The sequence below is a fragment of the Paraniabella ginsengisoli genome, assembly GCF_022513635.1.
GTDB classification, from domain to species: Bacteria; Bacteroidota; Bacteroidia; order Chitinophagales; family Chitinophagaceae; genus Niabella; species Niabella ginsengisoli.
Genome location: NZ_JAKWBL010000004.1, coordinates 838,567 through 854,014, shown reverse-complemented (window position 1 = coordinate 854,014; position 15,448 = coordinate 838,567). Strand labels below are relative to the sequence as shown.

The 15,448-nt window shown below is 38.3% G+C and carries 14 protein-coding genes and 1 pseudogene; 11 read left to right on the top strand and 4 right to left on the bottom strand.

Features of this window, described 5'->3' with window-relative positions:
• Nucleotides 1-60: 60 nt before the first annotated feature.
• Nucleotides 61-894, bottom strand: a complete 834-nt coding sequence (gene epsC, locus MKP09_RS21810; RefSeq protein ID WP_240832456.1) for a serine O-acetyltransferase EpsC — start codon at nt 892-894, stop codon at nt 61-63.
• 299 nt (nt 895-1,193) lie between these two features.
• On the opposite strand from epsC, the gene MKP09_RS21805 reads away from it, so the two are divergent.
• From MKP09_RS21805 to MKP09_RS21755, 11 genes are all read left to right on the top strand, one after another.
• On the top strand, nt 1,194-1,631 hold the full coding sequence (locus MKP09_RS21805) for an ATP-binding cassette domain-containing protein (protein ID WP_317235473.1): 438 nt from the start codon (nt 1,194-1,196) through the stop codon (nt 1,629-1,631).
• Nucleotides 1,625-2,062, top strand: coding sequence for an ATP-binding cassette domain-containing protein (locus tag MKP09_RS21800; protein WP_240832454.1), 438 nt, complete (start codon nt 1,625-1,627; stop codon nt 2,060-2,062). The genes MKP09_RS21805 and MKP09_RS21800 overlap by 7 nt, the downstream gene beginning before the upstream one ends.
• A gap of 12 nt (nt 2,063-2,074) precedes the next feature.
• Nucleotides 2,075-2,437 (top strand): hypothetical protein, encoded by a 363-nt coding sequence (locus MKP09_RS21795; RefSeq protein WP_240832452.1) that lies wholly within the window; start codon nt 2,075-2,077, stop codon nt 2,435-2,437.
• Nucleotides 2,438-2,922: 485 nt separating this feature from the next.
• Nucleotides 2,923-3,294, top strand: a complete 372-nt coding sequence (locus MKP09_RS21790) for a GntR family transcriptional regulator (protein WP_240832450.1) — start codon at nt 2,923-2,925, stop codon at nt 3,292-3,294.
• Between the two features lie 21 nt (nt 3,295-3,315).
• Nucleotides 3,316-4,095 (top strand): hypothetical protein, encoded by a 780-nt coding sequence (locus MKP09_RS21785; RefSeq protein WP_240832448.1) that lies wholly within the window; start codon nt 3,316-3,318, stop codon nt 4,093-4,095.
• 49 nt (nt 4,096-4,144) lie between these two features.
• Entirely contained in the window at nt 4,145-4,810 is a 666-nt protein-coding gene (locus MKP09_RS21780) for a DUF2461 domain-containing protein (RefSeq protein WP_240832446.1), read from the top strand.
• 175 nt (nt 4,811-4,985) lie between these two features.
• Nucleotides 4,986-5,510: a YceI family protein gene (locus MKP09_RS21775; protein ID WP_240832444.1), complete on the top strand. Its 525-nt coding sequence runs from the start codon at nt 4,986-4,988 to the stop codon at nt 5,508-5,510.
• Nucleotides 5,511-5,819: 309 nt separating this feature from the next.
• Nucleotides 5,820-8,903 carry a DUF5107 domain-containing protein gene (locus MKP09_RS21770; protein ID WP_240832442.1) on the top strand — a complete coding sequence of 1,028 codons (3,084 nt, stop codon included), beginning with the start codon at nt 5,820-5,822 and terminating at the stop codon, nt 8,901-8,903.
• A 201-nt stretch (nt 8,904-9,104) separates the two neighbouring features.
• Nucleotides 9,105-9,428: a DUF4157 domain-containing protein gene (locus tag MKP09_RS21765; protein ID WP_240832440.1), complete on the top strand. Its 324-nt coding sequence runs from the start codon at nt 9,105-9,107 to the stop codon at nt 9,426-9,428.
• A 186-nt stretch (nt 9,429-9,614) separates the two neighbouring features.
• Nucleotides 9,615-10,322, top strand: a complete 708-nt coding sequence (locus tag MKP09_RS21760) for a glycerophosphodiester phosphodiesterase (RefSeq protein ID WP_240832438.1) — start codon at nt 9,615-9,617, stop codon at nt 10,320-10,322.
• 99 nt (nt 10,323-10,421) lie between these two features.
• Nucleotides 10,422-10,766 carry an outer membrane protein assembly factor BamB family protein gene (locus MKP09_RS21755; protein WP_240832436.1) on the top strand — a complete coding sequence of 115 codons (345 nt, stop codon included), beginning with the start codon at nt 10,422-10,424 and terminating at the stop codon, nt 10,764-10,766.
• Between the two features lie 168 nt (nt 10,767-10,934).
• Here MKP09_RS21755 and MKP09_RS21750 read toward each other — a convergent pair whose 3' ends face one another.
• From MKP09_RS21750 to MKP09_RS21740, 3 genes and pseudogenes are all read right to left on the bottom strand, one after another.
• A complete protein-coding gene (locus tag MKP09_RS21750) occupies nt 10,935-12,593 on the bottom strand; it encodes a RagB/SusD family nutrient uptake outer membrane protein (RefSeq protein ID WP_240832433.1) in 1,659 nt (552 codons plus the stop codon).
• Between the two features lie 108 nt (nt 12,594-12,701).
• Nucleotides 12,702-14,144, bottom strand: coding sequence for a SusC/RagA family TonB-linked outer membrane protein (locus MKP09_RS21745; RefSeq protein WP_240833356.1), 1,443 nt, complete (start codon nt 14,142-14,144; stop codon nt 12,702-12,704).
• 950 nt (nt 14,145-15,094) lie between these two features.
• Nucleotides 15,095-15,340: pseudogene (locus MKP09_RS21740) on the bottom strand (TonB-dependent receptor plug domain-containing protein); the annotation flags it as partial.
• Between the last annotated feature and the right edge of the window lie 108 nt (nt 15,341-15,448).

Here is a 15,448-nt window from a genome sequence, read left to right as displayed (position 1 = left end):
ATGATAGTTGACTGTTGACAGATTTCTTCATCTGCCATCTTTCAACTGTCATCTTATTTTTTATATAACAAAATTTAATATAGAATCGTCCGGCGGTAAAAGATCTTTTACACTTATTTCGCTTTTATGATATACAACTGAATTATGTGGAACGCTGTTGGTAAGCCACACATTACCGCCAATAATACTGTCCTTACCAATTACAGTATTTCCACCAAGAATGGTTGCACCAGAATATATAACAACATTATCTTCTATCGTTGGATGACGTTTGGTTGTGGCTAATTCTTTTACCACGCTTAATGCGCCCAGTGTTACACCCTGATAGATTTTTACATGGTTACCAATAAGTGAGGTTTCGCCGATTACCACACCCGTTCCATGATCGATACTGAAAGAATGTCCAATGGTTGCGCCCGGATGAATATCAATACCTGTTTTACTATGTGCATACTCGCTGAAGAGCCTCGCTAATACAGGAATATTATAACGGTGAATTAAATGAGACAACCGATATACCGCCGTTGCATAAAAGCCGGGATAAGCAGCCATTACTTCTTCCAGCGATTTTGCCGCCGGATCGGATTGTAATAATGCCTCCGCATCTTTAAGTAGCATGTGATAAATACCAGGCAGGGCTTCAAAGTAATGCTCGCTGATATTTTTGATACGCTCTTCCTCCTGTATAACGTCTCGCAAAAGTGTTGAGAACTTATCTTTTAATGATACAAATTGTTCTCTCAATTGCGCCTCACATTTATGATCAATATCGTTGGGTAAAAACAGAACCGTGTACAGCTCATCGATAAAACTTTCCACAGCACCTTTATCAGGAAAGCCGGAAAAGCACCTGGAATTTCTTTCAAACAGGGATTTTATAAAATCTTCGCTCATTATTTATCCTATTAACACAGTAGACAAAAATAACTGATAAATAGGAAAGTTTAAAATCGGGGCAATAGAATAATGCCAAGAATGCACAGATAATGATAATTGGTTTAGAAAATAGTTTAGAAATACACTATTTAGTGATACAAAATAATTTTCCATCGTCGTAGTCTACTCCCCTCTCCACTTGGAGAGGGGCTGGAGGTGAGGTTTGACAGGAAAACAAAATTATTCGTGCATTCGTGACATTTTCTTTTTCAAAAAAATATTTGGTGAATTAAAGAACAGCGTTATCTTTATAGTGTATTAATACAATAGTACACCAAATCACTAATTATGATAACGATTCAAAACCTGCATTTTTCTTACAAAAAAAGAAAGTATTTAACGGTCTCTCTCTTTCCTTCTCGCCGGGCCATATTTACGGTCTTTTAGGTAAAAACGGAACCGGTAAATCTACACTGCTAAAGAATATTGTAGGGTCGCTTTTTCCGACACAGGGAAATATAGAAGCGTTGGGTTACAATCCTGGTAAAAGGCAACCAGCTTTCCTACAGGATGCTTTTATTGTACCCGAAGAGTTTTATCTGCCCGATGTTTCTATTCAAAAATTCATTGCTAGCAACGCACTTTTTTACCCGAAGTTTAATGCGGAACAATTTAACCGCTATTTGCAGGAGTTTGATATTCCGGCAGACAATAGTTTGCAGCAAATGAGTTACGGACAAAAAAGAAAGTGTTGATAAGCTTTGCGCTTGCTTGCAATACGGCCATTTTGTTAATGGACGAACCCTCAAACGGGTTAGACATTATGAGCAAAAGCCAATTTAGGAAAGTGATTGCGGGCGCCATTGATGAAAACAAATGCATCATTATTAGTACACACCAGGTAAAGGATCTGGAAAGCCTGATAGATCGGATTACGATAATTGATGAAGGAAAGATTTTGTTTGATCAGACCATTGAAACCATCAGTTCAAAATTATCTTTTAAAGTATCCTTTGACGATGAAGAAACCAAAGCTGCTTTTTATAAAGAAGAGGCATTGAAGGGCAATGTAATTGTTGGTAAAAACGATACTGGTGAAGATTCAAAAATAGACCTTGAGCTATTATATAAAGCCATTGTAACTAATGGCGACGATGTGAATACTGTATTTAAAAACCAACCTTAAACCTTATTTTTTATGACTGCAAATTTCAGCTTTAGCAGGCTTGGAAAACTCATTGTGAAACAATGGGTAGAAAACAGGAGACTTTATTTGATGTCGACATTGGCCTTGCTGGGCTTGTTGGGTATTGTCTTTTTAATTTGGGTAGCTACGAACGGACGCCGTTACGATGAAGACAGCCTATTAATCACTGGCATGTTCGGTCTATTTATTACCGGAGCCGTTTTTGCCAGTACTACATTTAGCATGTTGGGTTCAAAGGATAAAGGGATTTATTGGATCAGTTTCCCTGCGAGCCATGCTGAAAAACTTTTGGCCAATTTGTTTTTTAATGTAATTGTTTTTACGCTGGTTTATGTCTGTTGCTTTTTTTATTGAAAACATTAGTAGAAGCGTATATCAATTTTTTGATACAAAGTGAGCCTAGTTCTTATTCTTATAAAAGGACAGACCGGCCAAATACTAACGAGGCATTAGCGTTTTGTGCGAGCGCGTTCTTTGCGGTGCAGGCGGCTTTTATGCTAGGGTCCGCTTCTTTTAAAAGATTTTCTTTCATTTTGACGTTGATTGTTATAGCGGCATTAATCTTCGTGTTTGCTTTTTATATAGGGAAGTTATACAGAAACAATCTTTCGGGCTATTCCTTCGATCTTTTTCTTTGCACACTTATACAAATGATGGCACTTCCTATAAAGAATATGTTATTTCACCTGTTCTAAAAAACAGTGTCCTCTTTTTCACGAAATATTTAATAGCTCCATTTCTATGGCTGATAACATGGTTCAAATTGAAAGAGAAACAAATTTAGACCTCACCCCAACCCTCTCCAAAAGAGAGGGAGTAAAATTTTAAAGAAAATATTTATGCAATTCAATAATAATGCACAGGCTATTTACATACAGATAGCAGATTATGTGTGCGAAAAAATACTGCTGAAAGAGTGGCCGCCAGACGAGAAGATACCGAGCGTGCGTGAGCTTGCTATGCAAATGGAGGTTAATCCCAACACTGTGGCGCGTGCCTACGAATTTTTAAAACAGCAAGAAATTATTTACGACAAAAGAGGCATTGGCTATTTTATAACAGCAGATGGAAATAAAAATGCAGCCGCTTATCGTAAACTAGAATTTTTGGAAAAGGAGATGCCTTTATTTTTTAGGAATATGTATTTACTAGGTATTGAGCCCGAAGACCTGAAAACTAAATACGAAAAATTCAAAAAACAATACTCCTAATCATTATTTAAAAAGACAAAAATGAAGAACAGTAATAAATTGCTTATTCTTTTAATAGTGTTGGTATTTTCCATTCCGCTTATAATGGTAATGGGTTTTAAAACCGCTATAAAGGAGAATAGATATGTAGTGAAGAATAGGTTTGGAGTAGAGGATATTGCATTTAAAAGTCTTAAGCCTTTTAAAGTGGTGAAGCTATACGGAGGTCCGGTAATCAACCAACTAAGATGCAATATTAAAAATGGAAAAGAATATGCATACAAATTTGTTAATTATAATTCAAATCAGTATGAAGATGGGCGTTCGGATAGTTGCAGCATACATTTTATTAAAGATACTTTAGTCATCATGTATAAAGTGAAAACCGATGAAGCGTACAAAGCCGAAAATTATTATAACGGAGTAGAACTGGATTTAATCATCCCCGAAGGTGTACCTGTTATTGCAGAAGGAGCAAAGGTTGTTATCAATACAATTAAGGATGACAGTCCCAAAAATATAATGATAGATATGTCGAAAAAAGCTGAGCTAGAGATAATGAGCAGTCTTGATAGGCGTCCGGAGTTGAGTGATTCTCTTTCGGAACAAAACAGAGTTTTATTATCAAATTATAATATCAAAAGCACTGAATCAAAAGTGATGATTACTGCGCATGCTCGAATAACCAATTTAAAAATCGATGCCAGTAATAACTCTCAGGTTACAATCAATCAAAACGTAATTATTGACTCTTTGTTTGGCAGCCTATCGCCCGAAACGATTATTAATGCGCCGTACAAGTTTGTTAAAAATCTACAATAAGAAGGGTGAATTTTTATTTCAGTATTACCTTAGCATGAAACAATTTTTCATGCTACAACTATCTACTATAAAGTTTCTCAAAGCCCTTAAACTAAATAACAATAAACCCTGGTTCGATGAAAACCGTAAAGCTTACGAAGCGGCTCGTCAGGATTTTGCTGATTTTATTGATCAGGTAATTCAAACTTTCGCGAAGAAAGACCCGTCCATTGCGCATTTGAAAGCAAAGGATTGTATGTTTCGCATTAACCGGGACATCCGTTTTTCAAAGGATAAAACACCTTATAAAACAAATTTCGGAGCTTCTATTAATAGCGAAGGAAAAAAATCGATGACGGCGGGTTATTATTTTCATTTGGAACCCGGCGCCAGCTTTACCGGCGGCGGTATGTGGCAACCTCCGGCCGATATGCTGGCTAAAGTGCGCCAGGAAATTGATTACGGCTTAAAAGATTTTGAAAAAATTATTAGTTCCAAAAAATTCAAAGCCACTTACGGCAGCCTTACTATTGAAGACGGGCAAGTACTGATGCGCGTACCCAAAGGTTATGAATCCGATAACCCGGCAGCCGAATATCTAAAACACAAAAGTTTTATTGCGACTATGAACATTGCAGATAGTGACCTGACTAATAAAACACTTGTAACCACGGTATATAATGCTTTTGAAACGTTGCAACCCTTAAATGGTTTTTTGAACAGGGCTTTGGAATAAGGAGTTCTCGCAAAAAACACAGAATATCGCAGATATTTTTTACAATCTATCTAAAAATATTTCCGTGTACTTCCGTCTTTCTGTGAGAAAATTTTTCAAACTTAACCTACATTAATTGGTGTTGCAACAATGATTATTAGTTTTGTGTTATCAATCACAAAAAAATAAAAAATTTATGGCAACTTGGAAAATAGATGCAATGCATTCCGAAGTCGGATTTAAAGTGAAACACCTGGTTATATCAACGGTTTCAGGCAAATTCAAAACATTTGAAGGCACAATAGAAGCAGAGAACGAAGATTTCTCTGACGCGAAAATTTCTTTCAGTGCAGATATCGATAGCATTGATACAGGTGTAACAGATAGGGACGGACACTTAAAAGGTGCTGACTTTTTTGAAGCAGAAAAATATCCTAAACTAACATTTCAATCAACCAATATTGTAAAGAACGGAGACGATTACAAGGTTACCGGAGATCTTACATTAAAAGGAGTTACGAAGCCCGTTACACTAAATGTAGAGCACGGTGGAATTGGACCAAATATGTATGGCCAAACAGTAGCAGGCTTTGAAGTAACAGGTAAAATTAATCGGAAAGAGTTTGGCCTTAATTGGAGCGCAGTTACTGAAGCTGGCGGCATTGTAGTGGGTGATGATGTGAAATTAGTAGCCAATGTAGAGTTGGTAAAAGAAGCATAAAAAATAAGAGTAAACTATAAGTAAAACGGTCTTCATTTTTGAAGGCCGTTTTTTAGTGTATGTAAGTTTCGGTCTGACCATACTTCTTTCTCATTAAGTGTTGCTGAAGATCCGATCTTTATCGGTTATATAGGATGCCATATATTCTACAGTTGAACTGTGCGACGCAAAACCGATGCCACCAATATATAGATGACATAATAAAAATCCTCTTTTTTCTAAGGTGTTTGCATATGCGGTTTTGACTTACCTTCGGACAAGAACTTCTGAACTTATTTTCAGCTAAACACTTAGAGCTTTGCATATATTATGAGGAAATTTATTTTGTCCACTTGCTTATTTGTTATAACGATATCGTTATCTGCACAGCAACCCGCTTCTGTAAAGGAATACCAGCAAGCTTTCCCAACTTATCCTTTTTCAGATCCTAATCCTATCGCACTCTTATCGCCTGTATATCCTTATTTCAGGTATGATGGTTTTACCGATAAACCTGTAAGCAAGCAGTGGAAAGTAGTTGAGCTGCAAAATGATTATATCAAAATGATAATACTTCCAGAAATTGGCGGTAAAATTTGGGCTGCTATTGAAAAGAAAACTGATAAGTCTTTTATTTATTATAACCACAGTGTAAAATTTCGAGATGTGGCCATGCGCGGCCCCTGGACGAGCGGCGGACTGGAAGCTAATTACGGGATTATCGGCCATACACCAAACTGCGCAACGCCGGTGGATTATACAACACGCAATAATCCGGATGGTAGCGTAAGTTGTTTTATTGGAGTGCTCGATTTACTTACCCGCAGCAACTGGCGTGTGGAAATTAATTTGCCTAAAGACAAAGCCTATTTTACAACCCGCTCTTTCTGGTACAACAGCACACCTGAAGCACAGCCTTATTATCACTGGATGAACCTTGGCGTAAAAGCAAAAGGTAATCTGGAATTTATATTTCCGGGTACAAAATATATTGGTCACGATGGCGAAGCTTCTGATTGGCCGGTAAACAAAGACAATGGCAAGAAAATAAATTTTTACGAAGAGAATAATTTTGGTGGATATAAATCGTATCATGTTTTCGGAAAGCCTGCCCATTTCTTTGGAACTTATTATCATGAAGATGATAATGGAATGGTGCGGTATGGAACATATGATGATAAAGCAGGAAGGAAAATATGGATATGGGGTTTATCCCGACAGGGAATGATTTGGGAAAAAATGCTTACGGACACAGATGGGCAATATGTGGAAATTCAATCGGGCAGAATGTTTAACCAAAACGCTGTTAAAAGCACCTTCACGCCATTTAAGCACATCAGCTTTGCGCCTTATGCTACAGATACCTGGACAGAATATTGGTATCCTGTTTCTCAAACAAAAGGAATGGTGGATGCAAATGCAAATGGTGCATTGAATGTTAAATATGAAAACGGTTGGCTGAAAATTTATTTTTCCGCGGCTCAACATATCAACGACTCTTTATTAGTTAAATGGAATGATAAAACTATTTATACTAAAAAATTACAGTTAGATCCGTTGCAGATTTTCAGCGACTCATTGAAAACAGATATTAAAGAAAATGAATTGAATGTTACGCTGGGCGCAAACAAACTGAAGTATCATTCCGCTCCTGATGAAGAAATACTGAACAGGCCAGTAACAACTCCTGTTGATTTTGATTGGAACAGCGCTTATGGTTTGTACCTGCAGGGTGAGGAATTCATGGATCAGAAAATGTATCCCGAAGCAGAACTCAAATTAACCGAATCGTTAAAAAAAGACCCTAACTTTTTACCGGCACTTGTAAAAATGGCAGCGTTGCAATATAGAAACATGTTGTATAGCGATGCATTAAAAACAATTATGCGCGCGTTGCAAATTGATACACACGCTGGCGATGCCAATTATTACTACGGACTTATTAACGCGCAACTTGGAAAGATTGCTGATGCAAAAGATGGCTTTAGTCTTGCTGCGCTTACGCAGGAATATAGAAGCGCCGCTTTTACCGGCCTGGCAAAATTATACATCAAAGAAAAAAATTATACTGCAACTATTGATTACTGCCAAAAAGCAATCGACTATAACCGATATAATATGGAAGCATTGATGCTACAGGCAGCGGCGCTTCGGCAAATGAATAATAATATTACATTTAATGAGACGCTAAATACAATTCTTTCTTATGATCCGCTAAATCATTTTGCACGGTTTGAAAAATATCTGGCGCAGCCAAATGAAACGACAAAGTCGGCATTTTCAGATCTTATCAAAAATGAATTGCCGCATGAAACTCATACCGAATTAGCAACCTGGTATTATAACAATGGCCTTACGACCGAAGCGGAAATGATTTTCAAAATGAGTCCTGCTTCGGCTGAAACCAGCTACTGGCTGGCTTTCTTGAATAATAAGAAAGTTGATTGCGAGAAGATCAATCCCGAACTGGCTTTCCCTTTCCGATCAGAAACAGCTGCTGTATTGGAACAATTACTGAAACAGCAATCTGATTGGTTATTGAAATATCAACTGGCTTTAATTTATAAAGACAGAAATCGCTTGCAGGAATGTAAACAACTGTTGAAAGACTGCGACAACGAACCCGCATTTGCACCGTTTTATGTAGAGCGTGCGGAGATTTTCAAAGATGAAACCACGGAGCTGCCTGACTTACAGAGGGCGTTAGCATTGGATAAAAAGCAATGGCGTTATCATAAGTTGCTGGCTGAATATTATATTCGTCATAAACAGCCTTCAAAAGCATTGACTATTGCAGAGCCTTTTTATAAAGCTCATCCGGAACGCTATATTATGGGCATGTTATATGCAAAGACATTGTTGCTTAACCAAAAATATGAACAGGCTGATAAAATATTATCAACACTTAATATTATTCCTTTTGAAGGAGCAACAGAAGGACGCGCTTTATATCGCGAAGCGAAGTTAATGCAGGCAGTCGCTTCCCTTAATAGTGGCAATGCTGATAAATCAAAAAAGCTAATTGCTGAAGCAAGATTATGGCCGGAAACGTTGGGTGTAGGCAAACCTTATGAAGCAGATATTGATGCCCGCCTGGAAGACTGGATGGAATATTTGGCTGGTAATAAAAAGCAGGAACAATTGTTGACAAGGATTAAGATTTTTACACCAAAGGTTGACAACACCGTTCGGAACTTTGTAACATCCAACGCTTTGATTAGCGCATGGGCCATTGAAAAAACAGAAGGAAAAGAAAAAGCAATAGAATGGCTTGATGCACAGATAAACCAACATAGTGATCAGAAAAAGATTTTAACGTGGTGTAAAGCGGTTTTCAATGGCGATAAACTGGAAAGCATCCCTGAAGATGAAAAGGACGCAAGCATGAGGATTATAGAAGCGCTGATAAAATAGGTTGACGCGATTTCAAAATATAACGTCATTCCGACCTAGCGGATGAAAGCCGTGAATCTGCTACACACAGGAAGATCCCTCGACTACGTTTCACTCCGCTCGGGATGACGATGCAGGTAACCCTGGTCATTTTAAAGAACTCACTATCCGGCTAGGAGACAACATTATATTAAAAAATATCATTGACATAACATCAGGTTAATGAAATATTTCTCAATCAAAGAAAACTCCTTCATCGCAAAAGTTGCCGCAAGAAAGTTGCGCAGCAGAAATGTTGCCATTGTTTTTGGAAATCGTATTCATCTTTATGGAGTTTCAAAAGAAAAATTCTTATCTAACCAGAAATGGCTTCGGCATGAACTAAAGCATGTTGAACAATATCATCGTTTAGGATTTTTAGGATTTATTTTTAGATATATTTGGCAAACGATGCGTGTCGGATATTACCGTTGTAGATTAGAGTGTGAAGCAAGAGAAGCTGAAAATGATAAGCAAATCATTGATCTATTTCAACTCAAAAAATGAATCAGCGTGTTATAAAATTATCAATTGTTCTATGGTGTATCATTTTCAAAGCCCTTGTACTCTAAATTCGCATTTGATACATTTCTAAATTTAAATATATATACAGTGAAAAAAATAATGATTCTCCTTGCCCTTCCTATCTTATTGGCCAGTTGCTCTGTTGCAAAAAAATCAACAAGCACATCTATGAGATTTGACAACAAAGTAATTGCTCATCGTGGCGCCTGGAAAAATACGGGAGCTCCCGAGAATTCGATTGCATCGCTGAAAGCGGCGATAGATATGGGTTGCGGTGGAACAGAGTTTGATATTCACATGACAAGCGATGAAGTATTGGTTGTTAATCATAATGCAGATTTCTTAGGAACACCTATCGAAACAAGCACTTATAAGCAGCTGCTGGATAAGAAGCTTGAAAATGGGGAAACGATACCAACGTTGGAAAATTATTTGAAAACCGGATTAAATCAGAAAAGGACAAAGCTGGTTGCAGAAATAAAAACTTCAAAGATCAGCAAAGAACGTTCTTTAAAATTGACACAAAAAGTGGTGGATATGGTTAAGAAGCTACACGGCCAGTCGCAGGTAGTTTATATTGCTTTTGATTATGATGTTTGTAAAAAAGTAAGATCGTTACAACCTAAAGCGCCCGTTCAATACTTAAATGGCGACGTTTCTGCAGAAAAATTAAAAGCTGATCTTTTGGATGCCGATTATCATTACAGCGTTTTTCAAAAAGATAATAACTGGATTAAAAATGCTAAGCAGCTTGGTGTTAAAACCAATGCCTGGACAGTAAATGATGAAAAAATAATGGATGAGTTTTTAGCTGAAGGCATTGATTTTATTACAACCAATGAGCCTGAATTGTTGCTGAAAAAGCTTTCTAAGTAAGTCTTGTTTCGGATATGTAGGATGCTATATATCCAATAGTTGAACTGAGCGTAGCAAGACCGATGACATATGTTTGTTGCTGATACAAAAATAAATCTTATGAGAATAGACAATAAATTTTTTATCTTAAGTAATGGCCGTGTTGCGGCGATCGATAAAAAGACCGGCGACATTGTTTGGGAAATAAAGCTGAAGGAATATGTAAAAACAACCACCAGCTATGCGGTGGGGCAAATCGTACTTGAAGATTCAAAATTGTATGTAAGCGTTTCTGGTGTTATCGTTTGCTTAAACGCCAAGGATGGATCATTGATATGGAAGAACGAACTGAAAGGTTGGGGCTATTCCTTTGTAAGCATGACAGGTAATGACCAGGCTGTTGCAGGCGCGGAAGCCGCATCAGTACAGGCGAGTAATGCGGCTACTACCGGGAGTTCTATGTGATGATATCTTAATTTTAAATTAATGGAATTTTCGCAAATTCACCGATTTCATAGTCCTTTTCTCATAAAAAAGAGTTTACAGAAATTAGTTTCTGTAAACTCTTTAAAACATGCGTCACTACTAATTCTTAGATAAATCTTTCGCTTTTTTCCTTAAATCGGAATCCTATTAATATCCATCATTTTGAGGAAAGGCTCCGGGATCAGATCTATCTATTTGAGTTTGGGGAATCGGCCTAAGTAAATGTCTGGTAGCAATATTACCAGCGGCTTGCGGATTATATTCTTTTACCCTTGCCAAAAGGTTTCCCCAACGTTTTAAATCCAGCCATCTGGTTTGCTCGCCCGCCAATTCTCGTGCACGTTCTTCCATCAGCATGTCGAAATTCATTTCGGCCGATGTAATCAACATGGCATCTTTTTTACCTGGCCAGCCAGCTCTGTAACGCACTTCATTAATAGCATCTGTGGCTTTTTGAATATTTCCAGGCTGTTGCAAATATGCTTCGGCAAGCATTAAATACACTTCGGCCAGGCGAAATACAAAATAATCCCTGCTTCCGGGTTCATAAGTTAAGTCAGGCCTTTTTGTGTCAAAAAACTTTTGATTGGTTGGAAAAAGTGCTTCAGAATATTTACTTGGCACTAATACCTGATAAGGCCTTTTTGCACGCTCTTCTTTGCTCATTTCGTAACCCGGAATAAAAATGCATGTATCCCCTGCAGCAAAAGTTACCTGACTTTTGGAATCGTCAAAAGCCGTGTTGTAAGTGCCTGGCTTATTGCTTAACCAAGTATCTTTAAAGGTTTTTTTGTAGCGCGAGTCATTAACACGTTCGCCAAATACGTCTGTTAAACAATAGTTTGTCGGCTTCAATCTTTTAAAGGGTCTTCCGTTAGCAATATCGCGTTTCATGCCTGCCTGTACGTCATATTGCATTCCAAAATAAAGATGCAAACGGTTGCCGGTACCATTATCCAGCGGATTTGAAGTGTATTGTACTGCAAAAACGATCTCATCATTTTCCTGGTTATTTTCATCAAATACACTTGCAAAATCATCTAATAATGTAAAACCATAATTGTTTATTACATTTTCGCACAGGGCGGATGCTTTACTAAAATCATCTGAAGCTTTATCAGCAGAATAAGCCTTTGTTAAATATACTTTGGCCAAAAGGGTTTCGGCTGCAGGGCGTGTAGCTCTACCATAATTTGCAGACCGGGCTTTGTTTTCAAGGACGGGGATAGCTTCGTCAAGGTCTTTAATGATAGAATTGTAAATCTCGCCTGTAGTCGCTTTTGATGTTGCTTTTGTAGGCAGGATGGTTTCCTGAAGTCTTAATTCTACGGGACCATATTGCTGCATTAAAATGAAATAATATAATCCTCTTAAAAATTTGGCTTCGCCGATTCGCTGCGCTTTTATTTCTTCTGAAACACCCTGTGCTTCAGGCCCGCGTTCTATAACAGCATTGCAGGTGTTGATGCCGCGATACAACTCATCCCAAACTGTGGCGAGAGCATCTACATTAGGATTTAATTGCGCGTCATAAAAATGAAATCCTTTATAACTACCGTCTGCTCCCACCGAGTAGATATCTGTACCGTATTCGGTAAATGTAAGTCCGGCTTCACTTCCATAAAAAATTCTCAGGCTGGAATATGCAGCGTTCACAGCGTCTTCAAATCCTTTAGGTGTATTGATGTAATCATTACCAATTTGCGAAACCAACTCTTCTTCGAGCAGGTTTTTGCATGATGGCCCGGCAAAAAGTAAGACCATCCCTAAAACGAGTAATGGCTTAAATATATTTTTTGTATTCATCTGAATATTTTTTATTTATGTTAGTGGACACATGTAACGCTATTAATTGCTCCCTCTATTTGTCAATATTTTACACACGCGTTCATTGTCTTAAATTTTTACTGTTGATCAGAATTTTGCATTGATACCAAAAGTGAACACTGTTGTGGCCGGAGTGATACCAGAATCTACCTCGGTTCCCGAAGTCTCAGGATCAACGCCATTATACTTGGTGCGGTATTCTGACCAGATTTTTGGTTGCTGCACGCTGGCATAAATGCGTAAAGATTCCATTCCTAATTTATCAGCCCATCCCGATTTCAGCGTATAGCCTAAATTGACATTTCTAAGTTTTATGAAAGTTCCGTCGTAATAGATAAGCGTCGTATTATACACCGGAAACTCCTGTGTGCTTTTTGGCTGTGGAAATTCATTGGTCGGATTTTGTGGTGTCCAATAATCTACTTTGATCTGCTGATAACGGCCAGCCAGCGCATTATTATCCTGATGAAAACCGGAAACAATGGTATGTCCAAAACGACCAAAGAAGAAGAAGGATAAGTCAATATTTTTAAAGCTGATCCTGTTTGTTAACCCTGCGCTGAAGTCCGGAACATCAGACCCGATCAATACTCTGTCATCTCCTGTTATCACTCCATCCCCATTCTTATCGTGTACTTTAATCTGCCCAACTCTGGAGTTATAAGATTGTGCAGCTTCTTCTTCTCCCAGCTGCCATATGCCATCCTTTTTATAATCGTAAAAACTATTCAATGGTTGCCCTATAAACCACCTGTTTCCTATATCATCTACAGCTCCGTTATATAAACTTACAATGGCTTCTTTATTCTTTGTAAACTGTACGTCAGTTGTCCATCTAAAACTTGAGGCTGCATTAATATTCACAGTAGTAAAGCCCAGTTCAATACCTCTGTTTCTGGTATGCCCAACATTTCGGGTAACAGCGCTAAACCCGATGGAGCCCGGCAACTGATCTGATAATAAAAGATTAGTTGTATTGGTTTCATACAACTCCAGAGAGCCTTGTAAACGGCCTTTCCAAAAGCTGAAGTCTAATCCAATGTTAGCTGTTGCAGAAGACTCCCATCGCAAATCAGGATTACCGATGGCAGTTGGCCTGTATCCAAAAGCAGATGCATCGCCAAAGGCATATGAAGTTCTGGCTAAAATTCCCTGTGTTTGATACGGTGCAACGCCCTGGTTTCCTACCTTTCCCCATCCTGCCCGTAGTTTTAATTGGTCTATCCACCGTATATTACTAAGAAATGGTTCATTGCTTAAATTCCAACCAGCAGCTACGCCAGGAAAATTACCATATTTAGAATTTACCCCGAACCGGCTTGAACCATCCCTTCTTAACGTAAGTGTAAGCAAATATTTATTATTGAAATCATAATTGATCCTTCCTAAATATGAATTAATAGTCCATTGTGAATAATTGCTGCCAATTGCCAAAATGGAATTAGCATCGCCCAGATTATAAAATTGCTGTGTTTCCGACGGAACTCCCTGCACCTGGTTATTATATAATTCAGTTTTATCTCTTTGAATAGAATGAACCAGTGTCGCATTAAAATTGTGCTTGTCTGCAAATGTTTTTTGTAATTCACCACGTTTTCCAACGTCCAGTTAAAACCAAAATAGGTATCTGTATAAGCCTGGGCTTCACCTCCCTTTCTTGCATTTGTCATAGAACCCACATACCTTCCACGCCGGCCAGCGTTAATGTCTGGGCCGAAATTGATCCGATAAGTAAGGCCTTCGGTAATGGTGGCCTGGGCATAAATGCTGTTAAATATTCTGTACCTTTTGATTTCGTCCACCTGGTTGCCGGGCATAATTTCAAATAATGGATTGGTCAAAAGCGCGTCGTTGGTTGGCGAAAAAATTAATTCGCCATTTTCATCATAAGGCGAGCCTAAAGGATTTTGAGAAATAGTAAAACTATAAGAATTAAGGCCTTCGCCGTTCCTCACACTACTCATCAGGTAAGAAGAAATGCCGGCTTTTAGCCATTTATTAATATTATGGTCGATATTAATACGAAGAGATGATCGGGTAAAATCTAGGCCTTTCACAACGCCAATATCTTTAAAAAATCCACCTGCGAAATAAAATTGTGTACGGTCATTTCCTCCTTGCACACCAATTGTATGATTTTGGATCAGCCCTTTTCTCAACAACAGAGATTGATAATCTGTACTTCTATTTTCAGCAATCCCTTTGGCTACTGCAGGATCTCCTCCCAACACAGCAATTTTTTTATCTGCTTCCGGATCGGATTGGCCGGTTGGGACAATATTTCCATTGGCATCAGTATAAATTCCTGTGGCACGATAAGCTTCACGTACATATTCTGCGAACTCTGGGCCGCTGAACAGTTGAATTTTATCCAACGCCTTACTATAGCCAACATACGAATCAAGCGTTACTACTGTTTTTCCGCTTTTAGAGCCTCTTTTCGTGCTGATCAAAACAACTCCGTTGGCTCCTCTCGCTCCGTAAATGGCTGTAGCAGTTGCATCTTTTAATACTTCCATCGATTGTACATCATTTGGGTTAAAATCTTCATATCCACCCTGTATCGGAATTCCATCAACAACATAAAGCGGGTCATTACCTGCATTAAACGACCGTCTTCCACGAATTAAAATCTTGGGTGATGTACCGGGTTTGCTACCTGATTGAGAAACATCCACGCCCGCAGCGCGGCCTTGTAAAGCCTGGCCTAAATTAGTAATAGGCATTTCCTGAATTTGTTTAGCGCTTACCTGCGAAATAGCTCCAGTTGTTTGGCTTTTCTTTTGAGTACCATAACCTACAACTACTACATCCTGCAGACTTGTAGCCTCTTG

Excerpts from the sequence above, each read along its gene's own strand:
- epsC (WP_240832456.1), bottom strand. The coding sequence starts at position 894 with ATGAGCGAAGATTTTATAAAATCCCTGTTTGAAAGAAATTCCAGGTGC.
- MKP09_RS21795 (WP_240832452.1), top strand. The coding sequence starts at position 2,075 with ATGACTGCAAATTTCAGCTTTAGCAGGCTTGGAAAACTCATTGTGAAA.
- MKP09_RS21790 (WP_240832450.1), top strand. The coding sequence starts at position 2,923 with ATGCAATTCAATAATAATGCACAGGCTATTTACATACAGATAGCAGAT.
- MKP09_RS21785 (WP_240832448.1), top strand. The coding sequence starts at position 3,316 with ATGAAGAACAGTAATAAATTGCTTATTCTTTTAATAGTGTTGGTATTT.
- MKP09_RS21780 (WP_240832446.1), top strand. The coding sequence starts at position 4,145 with ATGCTACAACTATCTACTATAAAGTTTCTCAAAGCCCTTAAACTAAAT.
- MKP09_RS21775 (WP_240832444.1), top strand. The coding sequence starts at position 4,986 with ATGGCAACTTGGAAAATAGATGCAATGCATTCCGAAGTCGGATTTAAA.
- MKP09_RS21770 (WP_240832442.1), top strand. The coding sequence starts at position 5,820 with ATGAGGAAATTTATTTTGTCCACTTGCTTATTTGTTATAACGATATCG.
- MKP09_RS21765 (WP_240832440.1), top strand. The coding sequence starts at position 9,105 with ATGAAATATTTCTCAATCAAAGAAAACTCCTTCATCGCAAAAGTTGCC.
- MKP09_RS21760 (WP_240832438.1), top strand. The coding sequence starts at position 9,615 with ATGAGATTTGACAACAAAGTAATTGCTCATCGTGGCGCCTGGAAAAAT.
- MKP09_RS21755 (WP_240832436.1), top strand. The coding sequence starts at position 10,422 with ATGAGAATAGACAATAAATTTTTTATCTTAAGTAATGGCCGTGTTGCG.
- MKP09_RS21750 (WP_240832433.1), bottom strand. The coding sequence starts at position 12,593 with ATGAATACAAAAAATATATTTAAGCCATTACTCGTTTTAGGGATGGTC.